The organism is Micromonospora humida, from assembly GCF_016901255.1.
GTDB lineage: Bacteria > Actinomycetota > Actinomycetes > Mycobacteriales > Micromonosporaceae > Micromonospora > Micromonospora wenchangensis.
Map to the genome: position 1 here is coordinate 136493 of NZ_JAFEUC010000003.1, position 20477 is coordinate 156969.

The window sequence follows — 20477 nt, forward strand, 5'->3', positions numbered from 1 at the left end:
CGACCGGAGGTCCAACGACGCGGCGGCCGACCCCCGGGAAAGGGGATCGGCCGCCGTGGTCAGCCCGGCGTCACCGCCAGGTGTCGTTGGCGCTCCACGAGCCGGTGGACCCGACGGTGCCGCTACGGTTGCCACCGGACTCCCAGGTCACCGTGCCGTTCGGGTTCTTCTTGAGGTACTTGTACTCGAACGTCGTGTTCGCCGGCAGGGCGACCGTGGCCCGCCACAACGGGTAGGCGGCCGAGGAGAGCGCCACCGCGTTGGCCGGGTTCCACGAGCCCAGCGCCGCGACGCTGCCCACCACGTAGACGTTCTGCCCGTACGTGGTGGTGGCGTTGACGGTGAACGACGCCCCCTGGGTGCCGGCCGGGTCACCCCGGAAGGTGTCGGTCACCGAGGAGGTGCCGCCGCTCGGCGTGGTCAGCGTCCGGTTGCTCCCCGACTCCCAGGTCACGACGCCGGCCGCGGTCTTCTTGAGGAACTTGAACTCCACCGTCGAGGACGCCGGCAGGGTGACCACCGCCCGGTACGTCCCACCGCCCTGCGCGGTCAGCGGGACGGCGGCGGCCGGGGCCCACGAACCCAGCGCCGGGACGCTGCCGACGACGTAGGCGCTCTGGTCACCGGTCAGCGTGGCGGTCACGGTGAAGGTGGTGGCGACCGTGCCGGCCGGCGCGGTCGGCGTCGGCGTGGCGCTGGCGGTGGGCGTCGGGGTGGCGGTGGGGGTGGTCGACGGGCCGCCCTTCGCGTTGACGTGCAGCGCCACCGCGCCGTTGGCGGGGATCTGCACGGTGGCCCGGCCACCGCTGACGGTCACCGTGGTGCCGGTGCAGCCGGCCGTGCCGCGTGCTCCGGAGATCACGTCGCAGTACGACCCGTCGGCCAGGCCGGTGGTGAAGGTGGCGGTGGTGGCGGAACCGGAGTCGTTGATCCCGATCCAGGCCCGGTCGCCCCGGTGGAAGCCGATGACGTTGCTGTTGACCACGGTGAAGTCGGAGACGCTCCTGACCGACTTCGCGGCGTTCGCCCAGCCGACCATGCCCTTGATCCCGGTGGACCGGGTCAGGCAGTTCCAACTGCCGCCGCAGACGGTGTCGGTGACGTAGCCGTTGCCGTCGGCGGGCGGCGACTGGTTGCGGTTGGACCAGGTGAAGCTGTCGTAGACCGACGGCTTGCCGTGCGGGTAGGCCAGCGCGAAGTAGTTGGCCAGCACGTAGTCGCTGCCGTCGCGGTAGGACAGCACCACCCCGTCACGTTCCAGGTCGTGGTTGGTGACCATGGCGAACACGTTGGCGCTGGGCGCGTCGAGGTTCCAGCTGCCGACGTTGGCCAGGTTGGCGATCGAGCCCTGGAACGCGGACTTCAGGCCCTTGGCGTACCCGAAGTCGAGCACGTCGCCGTTGCCGGTGAAGGCGCGCGCCTTGAGCGCGTCGTTGCTGGCCCCGTCGAAGATCTCCTGGGCGACGTACGGTCGCTTGTTCTCGGCGGTGGTGTTGCGCACCTTGCCGAGGATCGCGGCGAAGTCGTCCTTCTTGACGTGCTTGACCGCGTCCACCCGGAAGCCGTCGACGCCGAGGCCGACCAGGTCGTTGAGGAAGCCGGCGATCTTGGTGCGAACGCTGTCCTTCTCGGTGTAGAGGTCGGTCAGGGACAGCAGCTCGCAGCTGGTCACCTGGGCCTCGTTGTTCCAGTCGTTGATCGCACCGGAGGTCGGGCAGTTGTCCCCCGGGCGGTGGAAGTCGCCGGTGCCGTAGGGCACGGCGGGGAAGCTGTAACCGGGGCCGGAGAAGTCGGTGCCGGCGTACCCGACGACCGACTCGGGGTTGTTGGCGCCGGCCATGTGGTTGACCACCGCGTCGACGTACACCCGCACGCCGGCGGCGTGGCAGGTGGTGACCATGTCGGCGAACTGCTGCCGGGTGCCGAACCGGCTCTCCAGCCGGTAGGAGACCGGCTGGTAGACCTCGTACCAGGGGTGGACGCCGTCGGCGCTGCTCGGCAGGCTGACCGACTCCTGCGGCGGGGCGACCTGCACCGCGCCGTAGCCGGCCGGGCCGAGGTGGTCGGTGCACGCGGCGGCGACGGAGCGCCAGTTCCATTCCCAGAGGTTGGCGGTGACCTCGCTGTCGTTGAGGGCGACGGCGGCGGAGGCGGGAACGGTGGCCGGCAGAGCGCTCAGGCCGGCGAGGGAGGTGGCGGTGACGGCGAGGGCGAGGAGACCCCGTCGCAGACGGGCTGCCCGGGAGACGCGGGGTGTGGACATCGGGAGTGGACCTACTTCCGGGGGTCGAAGAGGCGCTTGGCGGTGGGACGGCCGTCCGGTGGAGAAGACGATGCGGCATCGATGAAAGGTTTTGCAAGACCTTGCGGCAAACTTTTCGACATCCGCCCGCAATGATCCGTAAGGAGTTGCAGCGTGCGGTGTTCCGGCCACCCGGCGTCGCCCGCGCTCCACGTCGGGGTTTGCCCTGCGTCGCGCCCGGAACCCGGCGTCGTCCGTACCGTGACGAGGGGGTGCCGTGCCCCGTCCGCCCACCGGCCGGGCCGGCACCGCATGGCACCGGTGACCACGTCGTTACGCCGGGGCCTGCGGCCGGTCACCGAGTCCACCCGGGTCAGCACCGCCGAGGTCTTCTTCGACCTGGTGTTCGTCTTCGCGTTCCTCCAGGTCACCACCCTGATGATCGCCGAGGACAACGACCTGGGCGTGCTGCACGGGCTGCTCGTGCTGAGCCTGCTGTGGTGGTCCTGGTCGCTGTTCGCCTGGCTCGGCAACCGGGTACGCGCCAACTACGGCATCGCCCGGCTCACCCTGCTGGCCACCACGCCGGTGATGTTCGTGCTCGCCGTCACCACCCGGGAGGCGTTCCAGGACTCACCGGGCGGGATCGACACGCCGCTGTGGTTTGTGGGCTGCTATCTCGCCGTACGGTGCTGCTACCTGATCCTGCGGCGGTACTCGTCGCCGCAGCTGCGGGCCCGCCACGTCCTGGCGCTCACCGTGCCCCCGGTCGTGGCAGCAGGGCTGCTGACCGGCGCGGCGCTGCTGCCGCGCACCGCGCTGCCCACCGACCGGATGCTCGCCGCGCAGGTGCTGCTGTGGGTGCTGGCCGGCATCGTCGACTATGTCGCCGGCCAGGCCCTGCCGCTGCCACCACGCATGATCTTCTCTGCCCGGCACTGGACCGAACGGCACAACCTGATCGTCATCGCCGCCCTCGGGGAGGTGCTGATCGCGGTCGGCATCGCCGGCTCCCAGCTGACCAACTCGATCGGCCTGCTGACCGCCTCCGCCCTCGCGGTGGTGGTGGCGGGCGCCCTGGAGTGGATCTACATCGACCTGTCGACGCTGGTCGGTGAGCACGCCCTGCGCGCCGCCCCACCGGCCGAACGGGTCGCGCTCGCCCGGGACTGCTACTCCTTCCTGCACCTGCCGATGATCGCCGGCATCATGCTGCTGGCCCTGGGTTTCAAGCACATGCCCTCCCTCGTCGGGGAGGCCGACACCTACACCGGCGGCCAGCCCCTGGACCACACCGGCCGCTACGCGCTGTACGGCGGCGTGGTCACCTTCCTGCTCGCCCACGCGACGTTCCAGTGGCGGCTCAGCCGTACCTGCCGGAACCTGATCTGGCCCCGGCTGGTCGCCGCCGCGACGCTGCTCGCCCTGCTGCCGGCCACCGCCGGCATCCCCGCCCTACGGGCGCTGGCCTGGCTGGCCCTGGTCTGCCTGGCCACCGCGGTCACCGAGTACCTGGTCAGCCGTAGCGAGCGACGTCGGCTACGCCGGGCCCTCGTCGACGAGCACGAGGCCAGTTGCCCGCACGGGCCGGGCCGGGCGGTCTCCTGACCGGTCCGGCCGCCCACGTCGGCATCCGACGCGGACGGCCGGACCGGCGGATCCCCGCCGGTCAGCGTCCCGGCGTCGGGGTGCTCACATCGGGTTCCAGCCGTCGCTGCCGGCGAGGTAGCGCTGCGGCGTGTAGGTGGCCGCCTGGGCGTCACTGAGCTGGGGACGGTTGCCGTTGGTGCCGGCGCCGGGCCCGGTGTTGCGGTACTCGCGGAACCGCGCGTTCTGCCACACGTTGCCGGACATGTCGGTCCAGGGCTGGGCGGTCTTCATGGTCGCGCTGAGCGTCGACTCGCGGTAGAGGACCTGGGCGTCCGGCCCCCACGGGCGGCCGAGCTGGGTGGTGTTGTTCGTCGCCCCGGTGATCGTCGACCGGTAGATCAGCATCCCGTACGTCTTGCTGGCCGGCGTCCGGGCGGCGGTGATCGGTCCACCGGTCGACCGCTTCTCGTAGATCGAGGTGCCGTCGATGACGATCGTGCCGCCGCCGAAGATGAAGTCGACGGTGCCTTCCACGTAGGAGCCGACCACGTACGCCCGGGTCTTGTCGTTGACCAGGAAGGTGTCCTGGTCACCGAGGAGCCGGACGTTGCGCAGCACCGCCCGGTCGGCGTTCAAGTGCAGCGCCACCGCCTGCTGGTCGACCCCCGAGGAGTTCTCCACGAAGTCGTTGGCGATGGTCAGGTTCTCGGCGACGAAGTTCGCCCCGTCGACGAACATGCTCGCGCTGTTGAAGGTGCCGTAGGTCGTGCCGTCCGGCTTGCGGGTGCCGGCGGAGTTGTTGAAGACGAGCACGACGTTCGACGGTGCCGAGCCGAGGCCCCGCAGGGTGACGTTGGTCTTGTTCGACGCCACCCGGACGACCTCGCGGTAGGTGCCCGGCTTGATGGTGATCGTGGTCCGGCTGGAACTGTTCGCCGGCACCGCGTCGATGGCGGCCTGCACCGTGCGGTACCTGCCGGTGCCGTCCGAGGCGACAGTGGGCGTCCCGCTGGTCGGCGGTGGGGTGGTCGGCGGAGGCGGGGTGGTGGGTGGCGGCGTCGTCGGGGGCGGGGTGGTGGGTGGCGGGGTGGTCGGCGGGGGTGGGGTGGTCGGCGCGGCGGTGGTGGGGGTGGTCGTCCCGGTGCAGGCCGTGCCGTTGAGCGTGAAGCCGGCGGGGTCGGGGTTGCTGCCGGTCCAGGTGCCGTTGAACCCGACGTCCACCGCGCCGCCGGTGCCGATGGCGGCGTTGTAGTCGAGGTTGGTGGCGACGACGGCGCCGCTGGCCGGGCTGGCGGTGAAGCCCCACGCGCTGGTGATGGTCTGCCCGGCCGGGAAGGTCCAGCCGAGCCGCCAGCCGTTGACGGGGTCACCCAGGTTCTTGATCGAGATGGCGGCGGTGAAGCCACCGGTCCACTGGGCGCCGACCTGGTAGGTGACCTGACAGCCGGCGGCGGCCTGCGCCGAGACGGCGGTGACGACACCGGCGACGAGGGTGGTGGTGACGGCGGTGGCGACGATCGACGCCGCCCGCCGGGTGCGATTTCTCACGAGCGAACTCCCCATGGTATCCGAACACGGACAGCCGTGGGAGCGCTTTCCTGAGCCTCCCACACCCACCTTCCGCTGTAAAGCGTCACCGGCCGGGCACCCCGGGTAGGTGCCCACCCGGTCCGGTCACCCGGTGCTGATCATCCTGTCGGTCGGGCCTGTTACGGTCGCGCCGCTGTCACACCAGTCGAGCCGGAGGTAGGCGTGATCCGTTCGCACTTGTCGTCGTTCGCCGGAATGCCGGTGGTCCCCTTCACACCGGGGATGACACTGCCCGACGAGCCGTCGGCCGTCGCCTGGCGGCTGGAGGTCGAGGACTTCGAGGCCGAGCCGGAGGAGTTCGCCGGCCTGGTCGCGGCGCTGCGGGCGGAGGTGCCCGGCGAGTCGGTCCGCGCCCTGGTGATCGGCGAGTGGGGCTCGGCGTACGAGCGGGCCCTCCCGGTCGACCTGCTGGCCGACGCCGCGAAGGACTGGACCGCCCTGCGCGCGGTGTTCCTGGCCGACCTGGTCAGCGAGCAGTGCGAGATCTCCTGGCTCACCCACGGCGACCTCACCCCGCTGCTGACCGCGTACCCGCAGCTGGAGACGCTGTGGGTACGCGGGGCCAACGAGCTGACCCTGCGACCGGTGCGCCACACCGGGCTGCGGGAGCTGGGCTTCCAGACCGGCGGCCTGCCCGGTGCGGTGACCCGGGCGGTGGGCGACAGCGACCTGCCCGCCCTGCGCCGGCTCGACCTGTGGCTCGGCCGGCAGGACTACGGCGGCGACACCGGCGTCGACGACCTGGCCGCGATCCTGACCGGCGACCGGCTGCCCGCGCTGCGGCACCTGGCGGTCTGCAACGCCGAGTTCGCCGACCACGTCGCGCAGGCGGTGGCCACCGCCCCGGTGGTGTCCCGGCTGGAGGTGCTCGACCTGTCGATGGGCGTGCTGACCGACCCCGGCGCAGAGGCGCTGCTGGCCGGGCAGCCGCTGACCCACCTGCGCCGCCTCGACCTGCACCACCACTTCCTCTCGCCCGAGGTCGCACAGCGGCTGACCGACGCGCTGCCCGGTGTCCAGGTCGACCTGGACGACCCGCAGACGCCCGACGAGTACCACGGCACCGTCTACCGGTTCACCGCGGTCGGGGAGTGAGCGACGATGACGTTCGGTTCCCACGCCCAGACGTTCGCCGGCCGGCCGGTGGTCGAGTTCCCCGCCGACGGGCCGCCACCCGTCGTGGACGGCCCGGTCTGCTGGCGGATCGCCGACTGGCACTTCGACGGCGACACCCGGCAGGACGTCCTGTCGGAGCAGTTCCGGGACCGGTTCGACAGGTTCGTCGAGCAGGTCGGTAACCGGGTCGAGGCGCTCGTCGTCGGGGCCTGGGGATACGCGGCGTTCCACCACGCCCCGATCGCCCAGCTCTGCGCGGCGGCTCCCCGGCTGCCCCGGCTGCGGGCCCTGTTCCTCGGCGACATGGTCGTCGAGGAGTGCGAGGTCTCCTGGATGCGGGTCGGCGACGTCAGCCCGTTGCTGACGGCCTATCCGGAGCTGGAGGTGCTGCGGGTACGCGGCGGCGAGGACTTCAGCTTCTCCCCGGTGCGGCACGGGCGGCTGCGGAAGCTGTCCGTGCAGAGCGGCGGCCTGTCCCGGGAGTTCGTCGCCGCGGTGCTCGCCTCGGAACTGCCCGCGCTGCACCACCTGGACCTGTGGCTGGGCACCGACGACTACGGCGGGAACACCACCGTGGCCGACCTGGACGCGCTGCTGGCCGGGAAGCTCTTCCCGGCGCTGCGCCGGCTCGGGCTGCGCAACGCCGAGATCGCCGACGAGCTGGCCGCCGCCCTCGCCACCGCCGCCGTGGTGCCCCGGTTGGAGCGGCTCGACCTGTCGCTGGGCACCCTGTCCGACGACGGGCTCGCCGCGCTGCTCGACGGGCAGCCCCTGACCCACCTGTCCACGCTCGACCTGCACCACCACTACCTGTCGGAGGAGGCCGCCAACCGGGTGGTCGCCGCGTTGCCCGGCGTCGAGGTGGACGTCTCCGAACCGCAGGATCCGGACGAGGACGACGGGGAGACCTACCGCTACACGGCGGTGTCGGAGTGACATGCGACTGACCGTGGTGGGCAACCCCGACAACCGGCGGGTCGCGCTGTTCCGGCGGGCCGTACGCGAGGCGGGGTTGCCCGACCCGGCGGTGCTGCCCTGGGCGCGGCTGCTCACCGGGGCCGCCCCGCCGGACGCCGACGCCCTGGTCCGGGTCGACTCCCCCGGCGAGGACGCGGAGGTGGACCGGCTGCTGCGCGGCGCGGCCACCCCCGCCCGGCACGGGGAGCTGATCGGCCTCGCCGACACGTACGCCGGGCTGGTGGCCGCAATGGGCCGGGTGGCCGCCGGGGGCGCGACGCTGCTCAACCACCCCGACGACGTGGCGACGCTGTGCGACAAGCGCCGCTGCCACGCGCTGCTGTCGGCCGCCGGGGTGCCGGTGCCGGCGGCGCTCCCGCCGGTCGGCGGCTACCCGCAGTTGCGGGCGGCGATGACGGCGGCCGGCTGGCACCGGGTGTTCGTCAAGCCGGCACACGGCTCGTCGGCGGCCGGCGTGATCGCGCTCGCGGTCGGGCCGCGCCGGGTGCAGGCGGTCACCCCGATCGAGATCACCCCGGACGGGCTGTTCAACTCGCTGCGGCTGCGCCGCTATGACGACGAGGCGACCATCGCGGCACTGGTCGACCGGCTCGCCCCGGAGGGCCTGCACGTGGAGCGGTGGCTACCCAAGGCCGGGCTGGCCGACCGGGTGGTCGACCTGCGGGTGGTGGTGGTCGCCGGCCGGGCCACCCACGCCGTGGTCCGGGCCGCCCGGGGACCGCTGACCAACCTGCACCTGGGCAACGCGCGCGGCGACCTGGCCGCGCTGCGGGCGGCGGCCGGCCCGACGGCGTGGGCGGCGGCGATGGAGACCTGCGAGCGGGCGGCGGCATGCTTCCCCCGGTCACTGCACGTCGGGGTCGACCTGATGTTCCTGGTGGGCTGGCGGCGACACGCGGTGGCCGAGGTCAACGCGTTCGGCGACCTGCTGCCCGGGGTGCTGACCGACGGCCGGGACACCTACGCCGAGCAGGTGCACGCGCTGACCAGCGGCCGGTGGGACCGCTGGCGGGAGGAGGTCGGATGCGCACGCTGATCGGCAGTCACGACATCTGCCTGGTCACCCTGGACACGCTGCGTTTCGACGTGGCCGCCGAGCTGGCCGAAGCCGGTCGGACACCCCGGCTGGCCCGGGTGCTGCCGGGCGGGCGGTGGGAGCGGCGGCACTCCCCCGCCAGCTTCACCTACGCCGCGCACCACGCCTTCTTCGCCGGTTTCCTGCCCACCCCGGTCGGGCCGGGCCGGCACGAGCGGCTGTACGCGGCGGCGTTCCCGGGCAGCGAGACCGCCGGGGCCGACACCTGGGTCTTCGACGCCCCCGACCTGCCGACCGCGCTGGCCGGAGCGGGTTACCACACGCTCTGCCTGGGCGGGGTGGGCTTCTTCAACCGGCGCAGCCCGCTCGGGTCGGTGCTGCCCGGCCTGTTCGCCGAGGCGCACTGGGAACCGGAGTTCGGCGTCACCTCCCCGACCTGCCTGGACGCGCAGCTCGACCGGCTGGCCGAGGTGCTGCCCGGCCAGCCCGCCGACCGGCCGGTGTTCACCTTCCTCAACGTCGCCGCCCTGCACCAACCCAACCGGCACCACCTGCCCGGCGCGGCGCACGACAGCCGGGACAGTCACGCCGCCGCCCTGGAGTACGTCGACTCCCGGGTCGACCGGCTGTTCGCCCTGCTCACCGGGCGGGGACGGCCGGTGTTCACGATCGTCTGTTCCGACCACGGCACCGCGTACGGCGAGGACGGGCACACCGGCCACCGGATCGGCCACGACGTGGTGTGGACCGTCCCGTACGCCCACTTCGTTCTGCGACCGGGGGAATGGTGACCAGCACCGACACGGGCCTCGACGGCTCGCCGTACCAGCAGTACCTCTACGCGTACCCGCACAAGACCTCCTACCGGGCGCTGCGGCCCCGGCCGCTGCTGGCCGACGTGTGGCGGGCGGAGGCCCGCGACGCGCTCTTCCTCTACGTGCACCTGCCGTTCTGCGAGATGCGCTGCGGCTTCTGCAACCTGTTCACCCGGGCCAACGCCCCGCAGGAACAGGTGACGGCCTACCTGCGGCAACTGCGCCGGCAGGCGGAACGGGTCGCCGACGCGCTCGGCGACGACGCCGGGTACGCCCGGGTGGCGTTCGGCGGGGGCACCCCCACGTACCTGACCGCCGACGAGCTGACCGACCTGTTCGACATCGTCACCGGCACCTGCGGGGCGCGGCTGCCGGGCGTACCGCTGGCGGTGGAGACCTCGCCGGCCACCGCGACGCCGGACCGGCTCGCGGTGCTCTCGGCGCACGGGGTGCACCGGGTGAGCATCGGCGTGCAGAGCTTCCTCGACGTCGAGGCGCGGGCCGCCGGCCGGCCGCAGCGGCGCACGGAGGTGGAGACGGCGCTCGGCGCGATCCGCGACGCGGCGGTCCCGGTGCTCAACATCGACCTGATCTACGGCATCGACGGGCAGACGGCGGCGACCTGGCAGGAGAGCCTCGACGCGGCGCTGGCCTGGCGGCCGGAGGAGCTGTACCTCTACCCGCTGTACGTGCGGCCGTTGACCGGGCTGGGTCGGCGGGCGCACGGCCGGGCCGACTGGGACGCCCACCGGCTGGCCCTCTACGAGCAGGCGGTGCAGGTCCTCGGCGCGGCCGGTTACCGGCAGGAGTCGATGCGGCAGTTCCGCCGCGCCGACGTGCCCGCCCCGGACGGACCGGACTACTGCTGCCAGGACGACGGCATGGTCGGCCTCGGCTGCGGGGCGCGCTCCTACACCACCGCGCTGCACTACTCGTTCGACTACGCGGTCTCCGTGTCGCAGGTCCGGTTGGTGTTGGACGACTATCTTGCCCGGCCGGCCGACGACTTCCGCCACGCCGAGTTCGGCTTCGCCCTCGACGGCGCCGAGCAGCGCCGCCGGTGGCTGCTCAAGTCGCTGCTGCGCGCCGAGGGGGTCGACGCGGCGGCCTACGCCGCCCGGTTCGGCCGGCCGCCGGGCGAGGACTTCCCCGAGCTGGGGCGGCTGGCCGACCGGGGCTGGGCGGACGCCGACGGGCTGCGGCTCACCCCGGCCGGGTTGGCCCGCTCCGACGCGATCGGCCCGTGGCTGACCTCCGCCCGGGTCCGGCAGGCGATGACCGGGTACGTGCCCCGGTGACCGCTGCGCCGCCGCACGTCCTCCCGCCCCGCACGGAACTGCCGCTGCACGTCGTCCCGCCCCGGGCGGCGCAGCCGGCGTGTTCCGGGGCCGGGGCCGCCGACGTCGGGGCGGAGCTGGCGGTGCTCTACCGGGGGCCGCTGGCGAGCTGCAACTACGACTGCCCGTACTGCCCGTTCGCCAAGCGGGTCGACCCGCCGGAGCTGCTGCGCGCCGACCGGGCGGCGCTCGACCGGTTCGCCGACTGGGTGGCGGCCACCACCGACCGGCGGCTGTCGGTGCTGTTCACCCCGTGGGGCGAGGGGCTGACCCGCAGCTGGTACCGCGACGCCATGGTGACGCTGTCGCATCTGCCGCACGTCGACCGGGTGGTCATCCAGACAAACCTGGCCGCCCGGGTGGACTGGCTGGCCGACGCCGACCGGGCCACGGCGGCACTGTGGACGACGTACCACCCGGGGCAGGTCACCCGGGACCGGTTCCTCGCCCGCTGCGCCCGGCTGTCCGAGCTGGGCGTGCGCTACTCGGTGGGGGTGGTCGGCCTGCCCGAGCACCTGGCCGAGGCGCGGGCGCTGCGGGCCGCGCTGCCCGAGACGGTTTACCTGTGGGTCAACGCCGCCGACGGGCACCACTACACCGCCGGGCAGGAGGCGGCCTGGACGGCGCTGGACCCGCTGTTCGGCTGGAGCGTCCGTCCGCACCCGTCGCTCGACCGGCCCTGCCACGCCGGGGAGACGGCGATCTCCGTCGCGGGTGACGGCACCGTGCGCCGCTGCCACTTCCGGCCCGCGCCGATCGGCAACCTCTACGACGGGTCGTGGCGGGCCGCCCTGAAGCCCCGGGCGTGCGACGCCGCCCTCTGCGACTGCCACATCGGGTACGTCCACCTCAAGCCGCTCGGGTTGCGCGACGTGTTCGCCGGTGGGGTGCTGGAACGCATTCCCGCCATATGGCCGGTCCCGGGTCAGCCGGAACTCTGAGCGGTCCGGCCGGTCAGCGGGTGCGCTCGGCGCGGCGCAGCAGCCCGGCGGCGAGCAGCCCACCGGCCAGGACCGCCACCGCCCCGGCGGTCTGCCCGGTGACCAGCGCCGACGCGAACGCGTCGGTGACCCGACCGCGTTCGGTCTCGCCTGCGGCGGCGGCCAGCGCGGCCGGGTACGAGCCGGCGCCGGCCACCGCCACCGGCGCGAGCGCGGCGAACCGGGCGTTGAGCACCGCGCCGAGCACGGCGATGCCGAGGCTGCCGCCCACCTCGGCCATGGTGCCGTCGATCCCGGCGCCGACACCGGCCTTCGCCGGGGGGATGGAACTCATCACCGCCTCGACGATGGCCGGGTTGGCCAGGGCGCAGCCGAAACCCATCACCAGCAGCCCGGTGAGCAGCACGGCGTAGCTGTCGGAGCGGACGTGGGTGACCAGGGTGAGGCCGGCGGAGAGCAGCACCATCCCCAGCGCGATGGCCCCGGGCACCCCGAGCCGGCGGATCAGCCGGGTGGCGACCCCGCCGAGGTTGAGCAGCACGATGGACAGCGCGAACGGCACCATCCGCAGTCCCGCCTCCCAGGCCGGGTAGCCCCGGACGAACTGGAGGTCCTGGGTGAGCAGGAACAGTGCGCCGGTGGATCCGAAGGTGATCAGGACGACCCCGGTGACCGCGCCGACGAACCGGCGGTCGGTGAAGAAGTGCATGTCCAGCATGGGGGCGGCGATCCGCCGTTCCCAGCCGACGAAGGCGGCCAGCAGCAGCACGCCGACGCCGGCCGCGCCGAGGATGGCCGGTGAGGTCCAGCCGCGTTCGGGACCGTCGATGATCGCCCAGACCACGCCGGTGAGACCGGCGGTGGACAGCAGCACCCCACCGACGTCGGGCCGCCCACCCACCGGGTCGCGGGACTCCGGCACCAGCGCGAGGCCGGCCACCAGGCAGACCAGCACGATGGGCACGTTGACCAGGAAGATGGCCCCCCACGGCAGGTGGGCGAGGATGATCCCGCCGATGGGCGGTCCGGCGGCGTACCCGAGGGCGCTGGTCGCCGCCCAGAGGCCGATCGCCCGGGAGCGTTCGGCACCGTCGAAGACCTGCATGGCGACGGCGAGGGTGGCGGTGACCAGCAGTGCCCCGCCGACGCCCATGCCGGCGCGGGCGGCGATCAACTGGTCGCCGGAGCGGGCCAGCCCGGCGGCCAGCGAACCGACGCCGAACAGCACCAGGCCGGCGACGAGCATCCGGCGGCGGCCGTAGCGGTCGGCGGCGCTGCCGGCGGTGAGCAGCAGCCCGCACTGCACCAGCGCGTACGCGTTGATCATCCACTGGATGTCGGTGGTGCTCGCGTCCAGCTCGGTGGTGAGCACCGGCACCGCCACGGTGAGCACCGTGTTGTCCAGCACCACGGTCAGCTGGGCCAGGCAGAGCACCGCCAGGATCAGCCAGCGCGACCGCAGCGGGGTCGCCGGGCCGGGGGGCGCGGCGGACAGCGCGGTGGTCATCGGGGCGGAGCGTAGCGGGCGAGCGGGTTGGTCAGGGTGCCGGCGAACTGGAGCGCCGCCGACGGGTCGGCGAGGTCGACCATCTGCTGGTTGTTGCGCAGTTGCAGCCGGTTGAGGCAGGACAGGGTGAACTCCTCGGCGAACAGGTCGTGCCGGCGCAGCCGGTCGGCCAGGTGCGGCACCCGGGCGGCGTAGTCGGTCGCGCAGTCGGCGACGGTACGCCAGAAGTCGTCCTCGTCGAGCACCCCGGCCCCGGCCAGCACGGCGTTGAGGTGGCGGAAGAAGCAGTCGAAGACGTCGGTGAAGATGGTCAGCAGCTGCTCGTCGTCGGGGATGGCGGCACGGACCCGCCGCACCAGCGGCGGCAGGTCGGCCTCGGGGTCCATCACCACGATCTCCTCGGCGATGTCCTTGAAGATGACCCGCTCCACCACGCCGTCGTGCAGCACCAGGATGACGTTCTCGCCGTGCGGCATGAAGGCCAGCCGGTGGGCGTAGAAGCTGTGCAGCAGCGGCACCAGGTAGGCGTCGAGGTATCGGCGCAGCCACTGCCGCGCGAGCAGGCCGGACTCGGCGATCAGGGCGGCGGCCAGCGACCGTCCGTCGCGGTCGGTGTGCAGCAGGGCGGCCATGGTGGACAGCCGCCGGCCGGGGGCCAGGCCGGGCACCGGGCTCTCCCGCCACAGCGCCGCCAGCATCTTGCGGTACGGCGAGTAGCGGTCGGTGGCCGCCTCGTACTGCGGGTGGCGGTAGCCGACGGCGGCCCGCTCGCGCAGGATGGTCAGCCCGGTGCCGGTGAGCACCGGGTCGCCGGTGACCAGGTCGACGAGCCAGTCGTTGATCGCCGGGGTGGCCTCCATGTAGGCCGCCGACAGGCCGCGCAGGAACCCCATGTTCAGCACGGACAGCGCGGTCTTGACGTAGTGCCGGCGCGGCTCGGTGACGTTGAAGAAGGTCCGGATGGACTGCTGCGGCAGGTACTCGTCGGGGGCCTCGCCGAGGCAGACCAGCCGTCGGCGGGCCACCTCCCCGGCGAAGGTGACGGCGAGGCGGTTCCACCACTGCCACGGGTGCACCGGGATGAGCAGGTAGTCGTCGGGGTCGACGCCGGCATCGGCCAGGGTGGCGGTGAACCGGGCCAGCGTGTCCGGGCCGAGTTCGGTGTGCAGCAGGGTGGCGTAGTCGAGGTCGGCGGCGCTGCTGAAGGTGGCGTGGTCGCGGTGCGCGGCGACCCAGACCAGTCGCACCGGCCGGCCGGCCTCCGGGGCGTACGCGTGGTATTCGTGCACGCCGAAGCCGATCCGGCCGTTGTTGGCCACGAAGCACGGGTGGCCCTCGGTCATCCCCGTCTCGATGGCCTGGAAGTCGGCGCGGGCCAGCTCGTCGGCGCCCACCGCCGGCCGGGTCAGCTTGAACGCCGTGCCGGCCAGGGTGGAGGTGATCTCCTCCAGGTAGACGGGGAGCACCTGGTCGGTGAGGCCGAGCGCGCCGCGCAGTTCGAGGCAGAGGTCGACGGCGTCGAGCGGTAGGTCCTCGTCGCCGCGCCGCCGGGTGATGCTCTCCGGGTCGATCTGCCAGTGGTCGAGGGTGAACCGGCGGGCGGTGAAGCGGTACTCGACCGTGCCGTCGTCGCAGCGGACCGCCCACCGGCCGTCCCCGGTGGCGGCGGGCTCGATCAGGCGTTCGTGGGCGAACTCGGCCAGCGCCTTGGCGACCAGCAGCCGGTTGGCGTGGGCCCAGGTGGCGGGGGTCAGGTGGGCCACGGATGCGGCGGGGTTCACGCGGGCACGTCTCCTCGGGTGGCGGCCAGGAACTGGTCGCGGGTACAGACGCTGAGCAGGGCGTCCTTCTCCGGTTTGCGGATCGGTCCGACGACGGTGAAGCCGACGGCGGCGTTGAGGGCGTGCACGGCGGTGTTGCGCACGTCGGGTTCGACGACCACCCGTCGGATGGCCGGGTCGGCGAAGAGCCAGTCCAGGACGGTGGTGATGACGGCCCGGGTGAAGCCGTGCACCGGCCGGTCGGTGGGGGCGCAGAGGAAGTGCATGCCGACGTCGCCGGGCTGCGCGGGATGGAGGCCGACCAGCTCGACCCGGGCCGGGTCGTAGCGTTCGGCGAGGAACGTCGGTTCGCCGCGCCACAGCCCGAGGTACGCGTCGTGGTGCGGATGGTCGGCGATGCCCCGGTACTCCCGGGCGACCCGGTCGACGTCGGCGTCCTGCATCAGCCAGAACGCCGACTTCGGGTGGGTCACCCAGCGGTGCAGCAGCCCGGCGTCGCCCTCCGGGTCGAGCGTGCGCAGCGCGAACTCGCCGAGCGCGGGGTCGTGCCGGCGGTGGACGACGTGGGTCACGAGGTGCCGCCCGCCGGGACGCCGAACTCCTGGAAGGCGATCCGATCCTCGATCGGGTAGTGCTCGCGTCCGGTCAGCTCCCGGATGATCCAGGAGTTGCGGTACGGGCCCATGCCCAGGTCGGGTGAGGTGATGCTGTGCGTGTGGGTGCCGGCGTTCTGCAGGAACACCCCCCGGCCGGTGTGGTCGATGCTGTAGTTGCGGGCCACGTCGAAGCGGCCGTGGGCGTCGAAGCGCAGCCGGTCGCGGATCGGGTCGAGGAACTGCGGCACCCGGTAGTGGTAGCCGGTGGCCAGCACCAGCCCTTCGGTGTCGAGGGTGAGGTCCCGCTCCTGTTCGATGTTGCGCAGCCTGAGGGTGTAGCGGCCGGCGGCCTCGTCGTACCGGGCGTTGGTGAGTTCGGTGTTGGTCAGCAGCCGGGTCGGCACCGGCCCGTGTACCCGGTGGGCGTAGAGCAGGTCGAAGATGTCGTTGATCAGGTCGGCGTTGATCCCCTTGAACAGGCTCTTCTGGGCGCCCTCCAGCCGGTAGCGGGTGGCCTCGGGCAGCGCGTGGAAGTAGTCCACGTAGTCCGGGGAGGTCATCTCCAGGGTGAGCTTGGTGTATTCGAGGGGGAAGAAGCGCGGCGACCGGGTGACCCAGTTGAGCTGGTAGCCGCAGGCGCCGAGGTCGGTGAGCAGGTCGTGGTAGATCTCGGCGGCGCTCTGCCCGCTGCCGACGACGGTGATGCTGCCCTTGGCGCGCAGCGCCGCCCGGTGCTCGCGGTAGCGGGAGTTGTGGATGACGTCGCCGCCGAGGCCCCGGCAGGCGTCCGGGACGTACGGCGGGGTGCCGGTGCCCAGCACCAGGTGCCGGGCCCGGTGGGTGACCCGTTCGCCGGCCACCTCGGCGTGCACCACGTACCGCTCGTCGGCGGGGTCGTAGGAGATGCCGGTGACCTGGTGGCCGAAGCGGACCGAGGGCAGCTTCGCCGCCGCCCAACGGCAGTAGTCGTTGTACTCGTGGCGCAACGGGAAGAAGCTCTCCCGGATGTAGAACGGGTAGAGCCGGCCGACCTCCTTGAGGTAGTTGAGGAACGAGTACGGCGAGGTCGGGTCGGCCAGGGTGACCAGGTCGGCGATGAACGGCGTCTGCAACCGGGTGGACTCCAGCAGCATGCCGGGGTGCCAGTCGAACCCGTCGCGGGCTTCCAGGAACAGGCCGTCGAGGTCGTCGAGCGGCGCGGTCAGACAGGCCAGCCCGAGGTTGTACGGGCCCAGCCCGACGGCGATGAAGTCGTGGGTCGACACAGGGTTTCTCCAGGGCGGGGTGGTCAGCCGACGGGGCTGGACAGCTCGGCGGTGGCCCGGGCGCGGGCGTACCAGCCGGCGTGTTCGGCGATCAGGTCGAGCACGTGGGCGATGTCGTCCAGGGTGGTCTCGGGGTTGAGCAGGGTGAGCTTGAGGTGGTGCGCGCCGTCGACCTTGGTGCCGGCGACCAGGGCCGCGCCGGAGGCGGCCAGCGCCTCACGGGCGTGCAGGTTGGCCTCGTCGACGACGTCGCGGCCGGCGCCCGGCGGCAGGTAGCGGAACACCACGGTGCTCAACTGCGAGCGGGTGACCACCTCGAAGCGGGGGTCGTCGGCGAGCAGCCGCCAGGCGGCGGCGGCGAGGTCGACCACCTCGTCGAAGAGGCTGCCGATGGCGTCGGGGCCCATGATGCGCAGGGTGAGCCAGAGCTTGAGCGCGTCGAACCGGCGGGTGGTCTGCAGGCTCTTGTCGACCTGGTTGGGGATGCGCCGCTCGGCCATCCGGGCCGGGTTGAGGTAGTCGGCGTGCCAGGTGGCGTGGCGCAGCACCCGCCGATCGCGGACGACCAGGGCGCTGGAGCTGACCGGCTGGAAGAACGACTTGTGGTAGTCGACGGTGACCGAGTCGGCCCGTTCGATGCCGGCCAGCAGGTGCCGCCGGGTGGGCGAGACCAGCAGCCCGCAGCCGTACGCGGCGTCGACGTGCAGCCAGACCCCGGCGGCGGTGCAGATCTCGACGATCCGGTCCAGCGGGTCGATGGTGCCGAAGTCGGTGGTGCCGGCGGTGGCGACCACGGCCAGCACGGTCTGGCCGTCGCGGCGGCACCGGTCGAGGGTGTCGGCCAGTTCGTCGGTGCGCATCCGCCGGCCGGCGTCGGTGGTGACGGTGAGCACCGCGTCGGCGCCGAGGCCGAGCAGCTTGGCGGCCTTCTGGACGCTGAAGTGTCCGGCGGTGGAGGTGATGATCCGCAGTCGGGACAGCACCTCGGGCCGGCTGGGCCGGTCGGTGCCGCCGCCGACGATCCGGGCGTACGCCTCCTCCCGGGCCAGCAGCAGCGCCTGGAGGTTGGACTGGGTGCCGCCGCTGGTGAAGATGCCGTCGGCGGCCGGGCCGAAGCCGATCCGCTCGGCGGTCCAGTCGACCAGCCGGCGTTCGATGAGGGTTCCGCCGGCGCTCTGGTCCCAGGTGTCCAGGGAGGAGTTGACCGCGCTGAGCACCGCCTCGCCGAGCAGGGCGGGGATGACCACCGGGCAGTTGAGGTGGGCCAGGTAGCGGGGGTGGTGGAAGTAGACGGCGTCGCGCAGGTAGACGTCGTGCAGTTCGTCGAGGGCGGCGGCGGTGTCGCCGAGCGGACGGTCCAGGTCGATGCCGGCGACCCGGGGGGCCAGCTCGTCGGGGGTGATGCCGGTGCCGGGCCGGTCGACGCCGGCCACCCGGGCCGCGACCCGGTCGATGCCCTCGGTGACGGCCCGGCGGTAGTCCTCGACGGTGCCGGCGGTGAACAGGTGGGCGCGGGGTGGGGTGGGACGCGTCCCGGTCACGGGGGCCTCGACGGTGGATCCGGGCAGGCTCATGGGCAGTCCTCGACGGTCGGTGACGGGGGCGCGGGCGGGACGGTGGGCGGGTCAGGTCGTCCCGGCGGCCCAGTTGATCTCGCAGAGTTAGGCTACCCTAACCTAACTTCTTGTCAATCCCGACACCCCGCCCCGCCCACCGGCTCAGCCGACCGGGGTGGCGTGCGCAACCGCCGGCTCGGCCGGCCGGATCGTGCCCGGCCGGAACCGGCGCTGGTGCCCCAGTCCGACCAGGACGCCGACGGCGACCAGCACCACCGAGGCGAGCGCGACGGCGGGATAGCCGACCCGGTCGGCGGCGGCCAGCCCGACCGAGGCCGCCAGGAACGAGCAGATCAGCCCGAACGACGACAGCACGGTGAAGTCGGTCCCCCCGGTGCCCGGCCGCGAGTAGTCCATGTTGACCACGTAGAGCACGACGTTGGCCACGGTGTACGCGGCCATGAAGCAGCACAGCGCGGCCACCGTCGCCGCAAGCGGCGCACGCCCGTTCAGCAACGGCAGCAGCATGACGGTGGAGACCGCGAGGGCCGCTCCCCCGACGACGAGCAGCCGCGCCCGGCCGAACCGGTCCACCCCGACCCCGGCGAGCAGGCCGGCGACGATCGCCGGGGCGCTGATCACCACGCCGGTGACCACGCCGATGCGGGCCAGCGACCAGCCCGCGTCGACCAGCGCCGGGGTGACCAGGGCGTAGGCCGCACCGGCTCCGGTGTAGACCAGCGGCACCACGCCGAAGGTCCACCAGCGGCAGCCGGGCTGCCCGAACACCGACAGCAACGCCCGGTACGCCTGCCCGGCGCCGGCCACCCGGGCGACCCGGTCCGGTTCCCGCAGCCGCCACACCACCACCAGGCCGACGGCGGTCAACGCGGCCAGCAGCCCGATCGCCGGCAGCCAGCCGAACCGGTCGTAGACCAGCACGCACGCGCCGCCACCGAGCAGGTTGCCCAGGTAGCTCGCGGCGACCTGGATGCCGTTGCCGGCGCCCCGCGTCCCCTCGGACAGCACCCGGACGGCGACCGCGTCGACCGCGATGTCCTGGGTGGCGGAGAGGAAGACGTAGGCGGCGCAGATCGCCACCACCGGGCCGAGCTGCCGGGTCGGGTCGGCGAACGGCAGCAGCGCCAGCAGGCTCAGCACCAGACCCGCCTGCAACGGCAGCAGCCAGGACCGGTAGTGCCCGTGCCGGCGGGAGCCGTACCTGTCCAGCAGCGGGGCCCAGAGGAACTTCAGCGGCCAGACCAGGCCGACGAACTGGAGCAGAGCCAGGGTGTCCAGTGAGGTGCCGCCGTCGCGCAGGATGGCGGTCAACCCGACGGTGATGAACCCGATGCCGAGATACTGCGTGACGTAGAGCGTGGTGAGCGTGCCGAGGCGTCCGGTCACCGCGCGCTCCAGTAACCCAACGCGGTGAGCTGCTGCTTGCCCACGCCGAGGGTGCGCCGCACGTGCCTGGTGAGCGCGCGGGTGCTGCCCGCCTCGCAGGCCAGCCAGTAGTGGGCGTCCGGCGCGGCCGGCAGCTCCGCCCGGACGGTGTCGACGAGCTGCTGCCCGTCCTGCCCGCGCGGCACCCAGGTGACCCGGTGCTGGTCCCCGGCGCGCGGGGTGAGCGCCTGCTCCCCCGGGTGGGCGTACTCCAGCCAGACCGTGGCGGGGATGTCGGCGGCGGCGTCGAGCAGGCTGTTCACCGCCGGCAGCGAGGCGGCGTCACCGACCAGGTAGAGGTGCGCGGGGGCCGGGTCGGGCAGGGCGAAGGCGCTGCCCTGGAGGGTGGCCACGATGGTGTCACCGACCTGCGCGCCGGCCGCCCAGCGGGCCGCGCAGCCGTCGTGCAGGGCGAATTCGAGGCTGAACCGGCCGGTCGCCGGGTCCGGGTCGACCAGGGTATACGCCCGCTGGTGCGAGCGACCCGCGTCGTCGAACCAGAGCCGGATCCACATGGTGGGGTGCACCTTGGCCGCCGCCAGCAGGCCGCCGTCGTCCATCAGCAGACGCCGGTAGTGGTCGCCGACCGGCTCGGTGCCGCGCACGGTCAGCCGGAAGTCCCGACCGCCCATGGCCTTGAGCACCAGGGCCTCCCAGTTCCGTTTCACACGCCCTCCAGGT

The 20477-nt window shown here is 73.0% G+C and carries 16 protein-coding genes; 7 read left to right on the plus strand and 9 right to left on the minus strand.

What is annotated here, in order from left to right:
* Positions 1-70: 70 nt before the first annotated feature.
* Positions 71-2263 (minus strand): carbohydrate-binding module family 20 domain-containing protein, encoded by a 2193-nt coding sequence (locus tag JQX11_RS07640; RefSeq protein ID WP_204924280.1) that lies wholly within the window; start codon positions 2261-2263, stop codon positions 71-73.
* A gap of 300 nt (positions 2264-2563) precedes the next feature.
* On the opposite strand from JQX11_RS07640, the gene JQX11_RS07645 reads away from it, so the two are divergent.
* Positions 2564-3850, plus strand: a complete 1287-nt coding sequence (locus JQX11_RS07645) for a low temperature requirement protein A (RefSeq protein WP_204924281.1) — start codon at positions 2564-2566, stop codon at positions 3848-3850.
* An 84-nt stretch (positions 3851-3934) separates the two neighbouring features.
* On the opposite strand, the gene JQX11_RS32985 is transcribed toward JQX11_RS07645, so the two are convergent.
* Complete coding sequence (locus tag JQX11_RS32985) at positions 3935-5380, minus strand: pectinesterase family protein (RefSeq protein ID WP_307826107.1); 1446 nt, start codon at positions 5378-5380, stop codon at positions 3935-3937.
* Between the two features lie 204 nt (positions 5381-5584).
* Between JQX11_RS32985 and JQX11_RS07655 the strand changes: the two genes are divergently transcribed.
* From JQX11_RS07655 to JQX11_RS07680, 6 genes are read left to right on the plus strand one after another with little or no spacing between them, the layout of a single operon-like run.
* Positions 5585-6517, plus strand: coding sequence for an STM4015 family protein (locus JQX11_RS07655; RefSeq protein ID WP_204924283.1), 933 nt, complete (start codon positions 5585-5587; stop codon positions 6515-6517).
* Between the two features lie 6 nt (positions 6518-6523).
* Positions 6524-7474, plus strand: coding sequence for an STM4015 family protein (locus JQX11_RS07660; protein ID WP_204924284.1), 951 nt, complete (start codon positions 6524-6526; stop codon positions 7472-7474).
* A 1-nt stretch (position 7475) separates the two neighbouring features.
* Entirely contained in the window at positions 7476-8552 is a 1077-nt protein-coding gene (locus JQX11_RS07665; RefSeq protein WP_204924285.1) for an STM4014 family protein, read from the plus strand.
* A complete protein-coding gene (locus tag JQX11_RS07670; RefSeq protein WP_204924286.1) occupies positions 8540-9343 on the plus strand; it encodes an STM4013/SEN3800 family hydrolase in 804 nt (267 codons plus the stop codon). Before JQX11_RS07665 ends, JQX11_RS07670 begins: the two co-directional genes overlap by 13 nt.
* The gene (locus tag JQX11_RS07675; protein WP_307826108.1) at positions 9340-10665 is read left to right on the plus strand and encodes an STM4012 family radical SAM protein; all 1326 of its coding nucleotides are present in this window, start codon (positions 9340-9342) and stop codon (positions 10663-10665) included. The genes JQX11_RS07670 and JQX11_RS07675 overlap by 4 nt, the downstream gene beginning before the upstream one ends.
* Entirely contained in the window at positions 10662-11645 is a 984-nt protein-coding gene (locus JQX11_RS07680) for an STM4011 family radical SAM protein (protein ID WP_307826109.1), read from the plus strand. The genes JQX11_RS07675 and JQX11_RS07680 overlap by 4 nt, the downstream gene beginning before the upstream one ends.
* Before the next feature lie 13 nt (positions 11646-11658).
* On the opposite strand, the gene JQX11_RS07685 is transcribed toward JQX11_RS07680, so the two are convergent.
* The 7 genes from JQX11_RS07685 to JQX11_RS07715 form a co-directional block, all read right to left on the minus strand.
* Complete coding sequence (locus JQX11_RS07685) at positions 11659-13152, minus strand: MFS transporter (RefSeq protein ID WP_204924288.1); 1494 nt, start codon at positions 13150-13152, stop codon at positions 11659-11661.
* A complete protein-coding gene (locus tag JQX11_RS07690) occupies positions 13149-14933 on the minus strand; it encodes an IucA/IucC family protein (protein WP_204924289.1) in 1785 nt (594 codons plus the stop codon). Before JQX11_RS07690 ends, JQX11_RS07685 begins: the two co-directional genes overlap by 4 nt.
* Positions 14930-15505: a GNAT family N-acetyltransferase gene (locus tag JQX11_RS07695; protein ID WP_204924290.1), complete on the minus strand. Its 576-nt coding sequence runs from the start codon at positions 15503-15505 to the stop codon at positions 14930-14932. Before JQX11_RS07695 ends, JQX11_RS07690 begins: the two co-directional genes overlap by 4 nt.
* Entirely contained in the window at positions 15502-16794 is a 1293-nt protein-coding gene (locus JQX11_RS07700; protein WP_204924291.1) for a lysine N(6)-hydroxylase/L-ornithine N(5)-oxygenase family protein, read from the minus strand. Before JQX11_RS07700 ends, JQX11_RS07695 begins: the two co-directional genes overlap by 4 nt.
* Before the next feature lie 23 nt (positions 16795-16817).
* Complete coding sequence (locus JQX11_RS07705) at positions 16818-18368, minus strand: pyridoxal phosphate-dependent decarboxylase family protein (RefSeq protein ID WP_204924292.1); 1551 nt, start codon at positions 18366-18368, stop codon at positions 16818-16820.
* A gap of 144 nt (positions 18369-18512) precedes the next feature.
* Positions 18513-19757 carry an MFS transporter gene (locus JQX11_RS07710; RefSeq protein WP_204924293.1) on the minus strand — a complete coding sequence of 415 codons (1245 nt, stop codon included), beginning with the start codon at positions 19755-19757 and terminating at the stop codon, positions 18513-18515.
* Positions 19754-20464, minus strand: a complete 711-nt coding sequence (locus JQX11_RS07715; RefSeq protein ID WP_204924294.1) for a siderophore-interacting protein — start codon at positions 20462-20464, stop codon at positions 19754-19756. Before JQX11_RS07715 ends, JQX11_RS07710 begins: the two co-directional genes overlap by 4 nt.
* Between the last annotated feature and the right edge of the window lie 13 nt (positions 20465-20477).